Genomic DNA, 11,320 nt, shown 5'->3' with positions numbered 1-11,320 from the left:
CACGATAAGGTAAGGCAACGCTAAGGTCGGCCGATCGGGTTGTCAAACGATCGCGGAGCGTGACCTTGTGTGCGCGACTCCCACCCTTCCCCCGTCCACGACCCCGGCAGCCCGAGGACAGGAGCGCCCATGACCACCGATCTCACCGCGTGGCGAGCCGAGGACTACGCACAGGTCAACAGCAACCAGGTCACAAGCGCGCTCGCAGCGCTGGACCTCGTCGAGGACACGCTGCCCACGACCGGGGGGCGGCTGGCCGACGTCGGCTGCGGCACCGGCGAGGTGGCCCGCACGCTGGCGGGCCGCGGGATCCACGTCGACGCCTCCGACGCCTCCCGCTCGATGGTCGACGCCACCGCGCACGCCTGCCGGGGACTCGATGTGACCGTGAGTCACCAGGATGCCGACCACCACGTGCTCGAGCCGGGTGCCTACGACGTGGTGCACTGCTCATGGGTGCTGCACTGGCTGACCGACCTCGACCACGCCGTGACGACGATGGCCGCCGCGGTCCGCCCCGGCGGCGCGCTCGTGCTGCAGTGGAGCCACAGCCGGCCCGACGCGCCGGGCGGTGACGTGATCGACGCCTTCAGGGAGGTGGCGGCACGGGATCACTGGCGCGGACGGCTCACCGCCGCGCCCCTGCGCAACCGGCAGCACCCGATCTCCCGGGTACGCCGGATCGTCGAGGGGGCCGGGCTCGTCCCGACCGTCGTCGACACCGACCTGTGGCCGGCGCCCGCCGGGCCGCCCGATCTGGGCCTGGTGCACCGCAAGCTGCGGTGCACCGGGTTCGCCGAGCAGGCCGAGGTGCTCGGTGCGGACGTGGACGCCTTCATCGACGAGGGGCTGCGGCACGCCGTCGCGACCGGACGGACGGACCCCGGCGACGCCCGGCTGGTAGCGCGGCGACCCGGGGCCCGGGACACACTGACCCCGTGACGCAGGATGCCCGGGCCGTGGTCGGCCCGGGCATCGGCTCTCGCCCGACCCTGATCAGGTCCGGGCCTTCTCCAGCTTCGGTGCGACGAGTTCCAGGACCGCCCCGGTGGTGGCCGGGTTCGGCTGCAGCAGCAAGCTGGCCTCGTCCGCGGTCAGAAAGTTCAGGCGACCGGCCCGGGTGAGGTCCAGGTCGGCGACCAGCGGTTGCGCGGCGAAGGCCGCCCCACCGTCGGTTGCTCCGATGAACGCCACGTCGGCCTCGTCGAGCACACCGAGGTTCTCGGGCGCCACCTGCGCCATCCCCGCCTGCCAGATCGGCAACGAGGCGATCCCGGCGGGCTGCCGCACCCCGATCGCGTCGAACAGCTGCGCGGTCGGCCCGTCCTGCGCGATGACCAGGTAGGTGGTGCCCGCCGCGTACTGGCCGAACGTGTATGTCGTGCCCTCCACAGCGGGATGCTCGGCCTTGTACTGCGTCAGCTGCTCGACCGAGCGGGTGACGAGCGCGTCCGCCTCGGCGTCCTTGCCCAGCGCCTTCCCGATGATGCGGGTGACGTCCGCGCCGGAGTCCAGCAGCATCCCCTTCTGGTAGGAGATGGTCGGCGCTATCGCGGAGATCCGCGGGTAGGCGGCGTAGAACCCCGACTGGGCACTGGTCATGAGGATCAGGTCCGGGCGCAGCGACGCGAGCGCCTCGAGATTCGGCGTGATCGAGTCCAGGGTGCGGATCTCGGCCGGGATCTGCGGGGACACCCCGGGCCAGGCCCCGTCCGCACTCGACGGGTTCGTGGTCGCGCCCACGATCGTCGTGCCCAGGGCCGCGGCGATCTGGGTGTCGGCCATCCCCAGCACGACGACCCGCTGCGGCGCGGCCGGGATCACCGCCGTGCCCTGGCCGTGGGTTATCGTGCGCGGAAAGGCACCGCCCACCTCGGTGGGAGCACTTCCTCCTCCCCCTGCCGCTCCACCGCACCCGGCCAGCACTGCTGCGGCCACGGCGAACGCCGCGACCAGCCGTCCCCTACGCATGGTCCTCCTCCAGAGCTCCGACCGGCCGCAGACCCTGTGCAGCGGTCCGATTCCTCCACATGCGCGCGTACAGCCCGCCGCCGGCGAGCAGCTCCGCGTGCGCCCCCTGCTCGACGATCCGGCCACGGTCCAGCACGACGATGCGGTCGGCACCGGCGATCGTCGACAACCGGTGGGCGACGACGAGCAACGTCCGCCGCCCGCTCAGCGCCGCGATCGTCCGTCCGACCATCCGCTCGTTCACGGGATCGAGTGCCGAGGTGGCCTCGTCGAGCAGCACGACCGGCGGGTCCGCGAGCACCGTCCGGGCGAGCGCGATCCGCTGGCGCTCCCCGCCGGAGAGCCCCTGTCCCCCCTCGCCGACCGGCGCGTCCCACCCGAGCCGCCCGACGACCTCGTCGACCCCGGTGAGCGCGGCGACCTCGTCCAGCCGCGCCGGGTCACCGCCGCCGAGCAGCAGATTCTCCCGGATCGTGCCGTCGAGCAGCACGACCTCCTGCAGCACCACGCCGAGCGAGCCGTAGAGCTCGGCCGCACGCAGCTCGCGCAGGTCGATCCCGCCGAGCCGCACGCTGCCCGCCTCCGGGTCCGCGAACCGCGCGACCAGCGACAACGCCGTCGACTTGCCTGCCCCCGACGCTCCGATCAGGGCCACCGTCGAGCCGGCGGGCACCGTCAGCGACAGGTCGAGCACCTGGTGGCGGACCTGGTCGAACTCCACCGACAGCGGACCGCTCGGCAGGGTGCGTGGCTCCGCGGGCTCGGCGAGCGCCGGCTCGGCGAGGAGCTCCGTGATCCGCCGTAGCGCGGTGCGGCCCTGGCGCATGCCACGGGCGGCGTCCCCGAGACCCGCGATCGGCTCGGAGAAGCGGATGGTCAGCACCAGCAGCGCCACGAGCACCGCCGTGGCGGACGGATCGCGCAGCAGGACCCACCCGATCACCGCCACCACGGCCGCGACGACCAGATTCACGGCGACCCCGAAACCGGCCCGCGCGAGGATCTCGCGCCCGACGTCCGCCCGGGCCGCCGCATACTGCTCGTCCAGGGCGTCGCGCAGCAGCGCCGCACCGAGCCCCTCGCGGCCCGCCGCGCGCAGGGTGGCCTGGGTGTCGGCGAACTCGACGACCCGTGCCGTCGCCTCCGCGCCCGCAGCGTGCGTCCGTGCCTCCAGCCGGTCCAGCGCCGCACTCGTGCGGCCGTGGACGAGCCACAGCACCGGCACCGCGACGAGCATCACCAGCGCCGGCCGCCAGTCGACCAGGGCCGCCGAGATCAGCACGACCGCCGGTGTGACCACGCCCCCGACCATCGCGATCAGCGAGTACGGCACACCGCGCCCGGCGGTGATCGCGCCCCAGGACAGGGTCTGCGGCAGGCTCCCGGTGCGGGTCGGGGTGAACCAGCCGACGGGCAGGGACGCCACGTGCCGGGCGAGCCTGCTCTGCAGGGCCGGGATGGTGGCGAGCGCGGTGTCCACACCGCCGCGGATCTGCCACTGCCGGGCGAGCATCGTCGTGACGGTCGCCAGCACCACCCCGAGCAACCACCGGCCCGCCAGCTCGCCGCGGACCAGAGCCGCGATCAGCGGCAACGTCAGCCCGTAGGCGAGCCCTTCGCATCCGGCGAACACCGCGATCCGCACCAGTTGGACCCGGTTGAGCCGGGCGGTGCGCGGGTCGAGCGTCGCCAGCAGCGCGCGGATCACGCCGCCACCCCCTCGTGCGCCTCCCAGAGGTCCCGGTAGGTCCCGCTCTCCCGCAGCAGCTCGTCGTGGGTGCCGCGCTGCACGATTCGACCGCCGTCGAGCACACAGATCTGCTGTGCGCCGACGATCGTCGCCAGTCGGTGGGCGACCATCAGCACCGTGCGACCCGCGGCGAGCTCCGCCAGCGCGGCGAGGATCTGCGCCTCAGACTCCGGGTCTAGGTGCGCGGTCGCCTCGTCCAGGACGAGCACCTGCGGATCGGTGAGCAGCAGCCGGGCGATCGCGATCCGTTGCCGCTCGCCACCGGAGAGCCGCACCTCCTCGCCGACGACGGTGTCGTAGCCCCGCGGCGTCTCGAGGATGCGGTCGTGGATCCGCCCCGCGCGGGCGGCCGCCTCCACCTCGGCGTCCGTCGCTGAGGGGCGCCCCAGCCGGATGGCGTCCCGCAGTGAGGTGCGGGGCACGGCGGAGTCCTGGAGCACGAAGCCCACGGTGCAGTAGAGATCGGCCGCCTCACGGACGTCGACCCCACCGACGAGAACCGCACCGGAGGTGGCGTCCCAGAACCGACCCGCCAGCGCGGCGACCGTCGACTTCCCCGCGCCGGACGGCCCGACCAGCGCGGTCACCGTGCCGGGCTCGCAGACCAGGTCGATGCCGTGCAGCACCGGCCGGTCCGGGTCGTGGCCGAAAGTCACGTCCCGGAACTCGAGCCGGGCACCGTCGACCGCGGTGGGCGTCGTCGGCGCCGGCAGCGCTGGGACGGCGAGCAGTGCCTGCAGGCGGGTCGCGGCGGCGTACCCGGTGCGCAGCGCCAGCATGGTCTCCGGGATCCGCGTCACCCCGGCGACCGACACCGCGAGCAGCAGGAAGGGCAGGAGGTCCACCGGCCTCAACGAGCCAAGCGCGATCAGCCCGGCACCCGCGGCGAGTACGAGAGCGAGCGTAAGCACCGGTGTCACCAGCGCGTTCGCCCGCCCCCCGCGGACTTCCTGCAACCGCACCGCGGTGCTCAGCGCCGCGTGCAGGCGATCCACTGCCTCTAGGACGGGCTCGTCGGCGCGCCTGCCGACGACCCGCAGCGTCCCGACGTCGCGGACCATCCGCGCCACCGAAGTGGTCAGGGCACCGATCGCTGCGGGCACCGCACGCATGACCTCGGTCGCCCCGGACAGCGCCCGCGTCATCAGCAGGGTCGAGAGCGCGGGCATCACCAGCAGCAACACGGCCAGCCGCCAATCCAGGACCAGCAGCCACCCCACCGCGAGGACCGGCCCGACGACCGCTCCCACCACGTCCAACCTACCGTGGGCGATCGCCGCGTGGAGGTCCTCCACATCGCCCCGCATCGCGGAGAGCGCCGTGCGACTACTCGCCCCGGCGGTGAACCACCCGAGCGGAACCCGGCTGAGGTGGTCGGCGATGCGCAGTCGCACATCCGGTGCCACGGTGACCTCCGCGGTGTGGGACAACGCATACGCGCCCAACCGCAGCAGGAACCCCAGCACCGCGAACCCCGCGACGAGCCCCACCCACGGCCAGACCTCCTGCCCCCCTGAAAGCACCTCGCTCGCGATCAGCCAGATGCCAACGTAGGGCCCCAACAGTACCGCCGTCGCCACCCCCTGCAGCCAGGCTGCGGCCCGCAGATGACGACCCACCCCCGCGGTGAGCTGTTGGAACGCGGCCGGGTCGAAACCCTGGGTCCGCACCACTCGAGCAGCACGCCATTGCTGCACGATCCGTCCGAGCACGTCCACCTCCATGAAGTCAGGTGAACCTTACTGATTGGTGAATCTGATTCGCAATAAGATGAGCACGATCTCCGGTCCGCTCAGCGGCGCTCGCTGGCCGACGAGCGCAGAGCTGCCCCACAGAGCCGGACTAGGGTGTGTCTCCCAATGCGCGGAGCCAGGTGACGATCGCCTTCAGGACGGCGCCGCCGCGGAAGGTCAGGGCGAGCTTGTCGTAACGGGTGGCCAGCCCGCGCCACTGCTTGACGTGGCAGAACCCGCACTCGACGACGTTGCGGTTTCGGTAGTCGACCGGATCGAATGCGGGCGGTCGGCCACCGCGTGAGCCCCGTCGTTTGCGGTGTCCCTGCTGGTCAGAGGGCTCCGGAATGACAGCGATGATCCGGCGCTCGCGCAGGTGCCGGCGGATCGCGCGTGAGGAGTAGGCCTTGTCCGCGCGCACGCGTTCAGGCCGGGTCCGGGGTCGTCCCGGGCCCGGTCGGGCGATGCTCAGGTGCGCCATCAGGTGCGGAAACATTGGCGAGTCGCCGCCCTGGCCGGGGCCGAGGAGGACCACCAGCGGGCGGCCGTGCCCGTCAACGAGCTGGTGGATCTTCGTCGACAGCCCTCCGCGGGACCGTCCCAGCGCGTGATCTGCTGGTTCGGCGAGCAGATTCGTGTAGTTCGATCCGGCCCCCTGTGTCGCGCTTGAGGGTCGCGGCGTGCTGGTGGGCACGGATGATCGTGGAGTCCACGCTGACCGCCCACCCGAGCACCTCGGCGGCGTCGGCCTCGACCAGAAGAGCAGCCAGGATGTGGTCCCAGGTGCCGTCGCCGCTGTAGCGGCGGTGCCGCTTCCACAACGTCTGCCACGGCCCGAACTCGGCTGGGACGTCGCGCCAGGGAAGCCCGCACCGATACCGGTAGATGATCCCCTCGAGCACCCGGCGGTCATCGCGGAACGGGCGCCCGCGACGACCCTCGGAGGAGGGCAACAGCGGCGCCAGACGGGCCCACTGGGCATCAGTCAGGACAGCGGTACGCGGCACCGATCAAGCATCGCGCACCCCGCTCCGCCTATCTGGGAGACACGCCCTAGCCGCGACCCTCACCCCGGCCCACACCCCCACCAGGACACCCGCAACCAGCACCGACCACAGCACACAGCACGACACCGGCACCGGCACCGGCACCGGCACCGAGGCGACCGCACCGCCGGACCGCGAGCCCGAACGGGACGATCCGCACACGCCGCTCTACCTATCGGTACTCGGACCGGTCGAGCTGACCTACCGTCCCCCCGACGCCACCCAAGCCTCGTCCGGCCGCCAGACGGGGCCGCTGGTCATCTCCCGCATCCCGCGCCTGGCCCGCGAGCTGCTGGCCTGTCTGGCCGCACACCCCAAGGGCGCCACCCGCGACTACCTCGTGGCCACCTTGTGCCCCGACAGCCAGTCCCTGACTCCGGAGACGACGTTGCATTCGGCGTTGAGCCGTCTACGCAAGACGCTGATCGACACCACAGGCGACGAGCGCACCGCCGAGATCATCGGCACCGGTGACCGCTGGACGCTGGACCCGAGCACCGTCACCGCCGACCTCTGGGCCCTGCAGGCGACCGCGGACCCCTGCACCGACCACGCACCCGAGCGGCGTCGCATCCAGCTGCGAAAGGTCGTCGGCTCCTATCGTGATCTGTACGCCGCTGACCTACCCGGACTCTGGGCGCACAGCCTGCGCGAGACCACCCGGCGCAAGTTCTTGGAGATCATCAACGAACTGGTGGCGCTCGACGTCGAACGCGGAGACGACCGGGCCGCCGTTCAGCTCCTGGACCGGGCCCGCACGATGGAACCCCGCAACGAGGCCATCGCCCGCACACTGATCACCCTTCACCTTCGAGCCGGCCACCTCGACCACGCCGAAGCGGTCTACGACCTGCTCCGCGTCGAGCTGGAGGCGATCGACGCCGAACCCGACCCGCGGACCCGCGAACTGCTCACCGCCGCCCTCCAGCCCTGACCGAGCACGGCGGACGATCAAAGCTGCCAGTCGACTCCGTTCACATGATTGAGCACTGCATCAATCTCTGCCCAGCTACATTGCGACCACAGGCGCCCCTGATCCCCAGAATCGCTTGGGCGAAACCGGACCATCCGGAGAAGCCAGAGGCGACCGAGAGCGTCAGCCAGGCGCCCGTCGTCGTCGCTGACTCCGCGAGACCTCGCCGCAGTAAAAAGATCCGTACTCGTCTTGTCTTCGAGATCATCCGTCGTGATCGACCGGAGCGGAGAAGTTACGGCGTCGATGAGATCGCGGGTACCGCCTCCGGTTGCAGTGCCCTCGGGATCGACGACAGACGCACATCGGACCGAGTCGGCCACATCGGACCGACTGCATCGGAACCACACCTTCTCGCTGTAAACGATATAACCGGGCAGATACTGAGCCTTTCCCAGTAGTGGGGAGCGGCTGGCGGCGACACGCCGGGGGCGTGGAGGTGCTCAACGAGGGTGCGGGACCCCGGTAGAAGAGGTCGGTCCGCTCAAAGATCGACTCACCACCGAGGTCCCGCGTGCCCGATCCTGTCACCTACACCGCCGTGCTCCCGATCGGGGAGCCCACCGCGTCCATGTTGTCGCGACTGTTGGCCGAGGAACGCCTCCGGCGCGGGACCCGGCGCGGGCGCCGCGCGCTGGACTGTGACCGCCACGCGGTGCTGGTGCTGCGCTGGTTCCTCGACGCCACCCGGGTCGCCCAGCTCGCCGCCGACAACCAGCTGAGCCTGTCGAGTACCTACCGCTACCTGCACGAAGGCATCGACGTTCTGGCCGCCGCCGCGCCTGGACTGCCCGGCGCGCTGCTCGCGGCCCGCACCGCCGGGCACACCCACGTTCACCTCGACGGCACCGTGATCCACACTGACCGCTCCCGCACTCCCGGACCGACCCCGGGAGTGGATCTGTGGTGGTCGGGCAAGCACCACGTCCACGGCGGGAACGTTCAGGTCCTCACCGCGCCTGACGGGTGGCCGTTGTGGACATCCCCGGTGCGCCCGGGCCGCGAGCACGACACCACCTGCGCCCGCGGCCACCCCGGCCTGCTCGACGCGATCGAGGACTGGACCGACGACACCCACGTCGTGCTCGCCGACCTCGGCTACGACGGTGAGAACACCCGCCTGACCTGCCCGTTCAAGACCCCCACCGGCAGTGGGCTGTCGGAGGACAAGCGCACCGTCAACACGCTGCACTCCGCCGTCAGGGCTGTGGCCGAACGCGGGAACTCCCTGCTCAAGACCACCTTCAAGGCGCTGCGTCGGGTCAGCTTCTGCCCCTGGCGGATCGGCGCGATCACCGCCGCCGCGCTCGTTCTCCTCCACGTCGAGCACGACCGAACCACATGATCAACCAGCACCTACTGGGAAAGGCTCACTGTGCCGGAATACGGATCTCGACATCGGAATCGCCCACTTCTGCAGCATAGGCGAAGGATCCGGCCCCGAAGTCACACAAACAGGAGTGCAGGGGGAATCCCTCACCGACCGTCACCGTCGTCCCCGGCGCCGCCCGTTCCGCGGGCCCGGGCCCGGGGCGACGGCCGTGCCCGGAGCCGGAGGGGCGCCGGCCGGACCGGCGCGCGGCGCCCCGGAAGGCGGCCGGCACCGCGCCGCCGGCCGCGGCGGATCGGCACCCGTCGCCGCGATGCCCCGGCCGGTCGTGGCGGGCGACGCTCCGGCACGCCGGCGGAACGGGACGACACGCCACCCGAGGCTTTCCCGTCGAACGCCCGACGGACGTCACACCTGCGACGCGGCCGTATACGGGTACGGCCGGGTCCGGTGCCGAAACCGGGGCGCCGAAAGACTGTTCGGCGGTGCGGCTGAACGGGTTCACCCGATCGGCCTCGTGCGTTGTCCTGGTAAGCATTCGCTGACCCCGCGGACGATCCCTGCCGCCTGTCACCGCCGAGGGGTACCGGTCCCGGCATGCCCTGCCCGCGACGCCGGTGCGGCCGCCGACCTGCGTACCGACCAGGGCGACCGCCCGGCCGGCTCCGCCACACCCCCTCGCACCCGGCTCCCCGGGGAGCACCGCCGACGCCCCGGGAATCCCCGAATTCCGCACGCCGAATTCCCGCACACCCCGGCCCCGGGACGGCGGCCGAGCGGCAGGGGGAACGCCCCCACGAGAGTGCGCCCGGGCCTATACCACAGCGCACCCGTCCCGGTCTCGGCGTTTTCCGGCCGAATCCCGAAGATCACACGCGGATCTCCCACGCGGATCACGATTTTATCTCGCAACGGGACCGGCGCCGGCTGCTCCCGGTGAGGACGTGGCCGGGCGGGCGCCCCGCTGTATCGTCCCGGCATGACGCCCGGCGCCGAGGACTCCGCACGCCCGGATCTCGCCGCGATGCTCGTCCCGCTCGGCCGGGAGCTGATGGCGCTCGAACGCCCGATCCTCGACGAGCACGGGCTCTCGATGTGGGCCTACTCCGTGCTGTCCCGGCTGGACGACGAGCCCCTGCGCACCCAGGCGGCCCTGGCCGCGGCGATCCACGCGGACAAGACCCGGATCATCCCGGTCCTCGACGACCTGGAGCACCGCGGGCTGCTGACCCGCAGTCCCGATCCCGCGGACCGCAGGGCGCGGCTGCTGGCGCTCACCCCCGAGGGCCGGCGGCTGCGTGACACCGTCCGGACCGCCGTCCGGGGTGCCGAGATCCGGTTCCTCGAGCGGGTCCCGGCCGGCGACCGGACCGCGTTCGTGCGGGGCCTGCTCGCCCTGCACGAGGCGGGCCGGACGCCGGGCTGAGCCACCTCGGCGACACGGACACGCGCTCCCGGGCCGCGGCGGTCAGCCCCCGGAGCGGGGCCGCATCGCCAGCACCTCGATCGCGGCGGTCACCCCGACCGTCGCGGGCAGCGCCGCGACGGCCCGGTCCAGCTCCGCCGGATCGAGGTGCCGGGCGCTCGGCCCCATCGCCACCAGCGACCGGACGTCCTCGGGGTGCAGGGCCATCCGCCAGGTCACCGGCTGACGGGCGACCGGCTCGAAGGCCGCGAAGGCCGCCCGCCGCCGTGCCGGTGCGTGCGGGTCGACACCGAGGGTCCCGAGCAGGTCCCGCAGCTCGTGCAGGTGGTCCGGGGCCGCGCCCGCCACGACCAGCACACCGCGCCGGTCGAGGACACGCTCGATCTCCGCGGCGTTGCGCGGACCGAACACGGTGAGCACGACCTGCGCCGAGCCCGGCGCGACGGGCAGCTCCCGCCAGACGTCGGCCGCGACGGCGGCCACCCGCGGGTGCACCCGGGCCGCCCGGCGCAGGGCGGCACCGGAGAGGTCGACCGCGAGGCCGCGCGCACCCGGCACGGCGTCGACCACCGCGGCGAGATGGTGCCCGGTACCCGCGGCCAGGTCCAGGACCACGGGCTCCGCCGGCCCCGCGTGCTCGACGGCGAAGGCGGTCACCGTCGACACCAGTGGCCGGTAGTGACCGGCGGAGAGGAACCGGTCCCGGGCGGCGACCATCGCGGGGTCGTCACCGAGGTGCCGGTGCCGGCGGTCGCCGCGCAGCAACGAGACGTAGCCGTGCCGGGCGATGTCGAAGCTGTGGCCGATCGGGCAGCGCAGGCTGCGGCCGTCCCGGGCGAGCGGGGTCGCGGCGCAGTGCGGGCACGCCAGCAGGGCGGTCAGGCCGTCGAGTGCCGGCCGGTGCGGAGCGGGTGCGGAGTGCAGATCCATGGTCGTGCGGTCCCTGGTGATCCGGAGCGGAGCACGGCGGTGACACGTCTGCGGCGCGTGCCCCTGTCGGCACGCGGGAGAGGCCGATCGGCGGTTCCGGGCCGACCGGCGGGGTGCACCGCCTCAGGCGGTGCGGGGGCGCTTCACGAGCAGCTGCACGG

8 protein-coding genes and 1 pseudogene are annotated in these 11,320 nt (G+C 72.6%); 4 read left to right on the top strand and 5 right to left on the bottom strand.

Annotated elements, in window-relative coordinates; genetic code table 11:
* The first annotated feature begins 129 nt into the window (after positions 1–129).
* Complete coding sequence (locus AFB00_RS17050; protein WP_068798060.1) at positions 130–942, top strand: class I SAM-dependent methyltransferase; 813 nt, start codon at positions 130–132, stop codon at positions 940–942.
* Positions 943–996: 54 nt separating this feature from the next.
* On the opposite strand, the gene AFB00_RS17045 is transcribed toward AFB00_RS17050, so the two are convergent.
* The 4 genes and pseudogenes from AFB00_RS17045 to AFB00_RS32005 form a co-directional block, all read right to left on the bottom strand.
* A complete protein-coding gene (locus AFB00_RS17045) occupies positions 997–1,971 on the bottom strand; it encodes an ABC transporter substrate-binding protein (protein WP_083275589.1) in 975 nt (324 codons plus the stop codon).
* Complete coding sequence (locus AFB00_RS17040; RefSeq protein ID WP_068798058.1) at positions 1,964–3,679, bottom strand: ABC transporter ATP-binding protein; 1,716 nt, start codon at positions 3,677–3,679, stop codon at positions 1,964–1,966. Before AFB00_RS17040 ends, AFB00_RS17045 begins: the two co-directional genes overlap by 8 nt.
* A complete protein-coding gene (locus AFB00_RS17035) occupies positions 3,676–5,433 on the bottom strand; it encodes an ABC transporter ATP-binding protein (protein ID WP_197519563.1) in 1,758 nt (585 codons plus the stop codon). Before AFB00_RS17035 ends, AFB00_RS17040 begins: the two co-directional genes overlap by 4 nt.
* 130 nt (positions 5,434–5,563) lie before the next feature.
* Positions 5,564–6,461: pseudogene (locus AFB00_RS32005) on the bottom strand (IS5 family transposase).
* On the opposite strand from AFB00_RS32005, the gene AFB00_RS34935 reads away from it, so the two are divergent.
* The 3 genes from AFB00_RS34935 (at position 6,343) to AFB00_RS17010 (ending at position 10,229) form a co-directional block, all read left to right on the top strand.
* Positions 6,343–7,434 (top strand): AfsR/SARP family transcriptional regulator, encoded by a 1,092-nt coding sequence (locus AFB00_RS34935; protein WP_250637533.1) that lies wholly within the window; start codon positions 6,343–6,345, stop codon positions 7,432–7,434. The pseudogene AFB00_RS32005 and the gene AFB00_RS34935 overlap by 119 nt on opposite strands.
* Positions 7,435–8,044: 610 nt before the next feature.
* Positions 8,045–8,818, top strand: coding sequence for an HARBI1 family protein (locus tag AFB00_RS17015; protein WP_068800130.1), 774 nt, complete (start codon positions 8,045–8,047; stop codon positions 8,816–8,818).
* Positions 8,819–9,782: 964 nt separating this feature from the next.
* Positions 9,783–10,229 (top strand): MarR family winged helix-turn-helix transcriptional regulator, encoded by a 447-nt coding sequence (locus AFB00_RS17010; RefSeq protein ID WP_068798055.1) that lies wholly within the window; start codon positions 9,783–9,785, stop codon positions 10,227–10,229.
* Positions 10,230–10,271: 42 nt separating this feature from the next.
* Here AFB00_RS17010 and AFB00_RS17005 read toward each other — a convergent pair whose 3' ends face one another.
* Positions 10,272–11,159, bottom strand: coding sequence for a putative RNA methyltransferase (locus AFB00_RS17005; protein WP_068798054.1), 888 nt, complete (start codon positions 11,157–11,159; stop codon positions 10,272–10,274).
* Between the last annotated feature and the right edge of the window lie 161 nt (positions 11,160–11,320).

Source organism: Pseudonocardia sp. HH130630-07, from assembly GCF_001698125.1.
In the GTDB taxonomy this organism is placed as follows: Bacteria; Actinomycetota; Actinomycetes; order Mycobacteriales; family Pseudonocardiaceae; genus Pseudonocardia.
The sequence above is the reverse complement of the archived record's forward strand: the minus strand, read 5'-3'. Positions and strand labels throughout refer to the sequence as shown.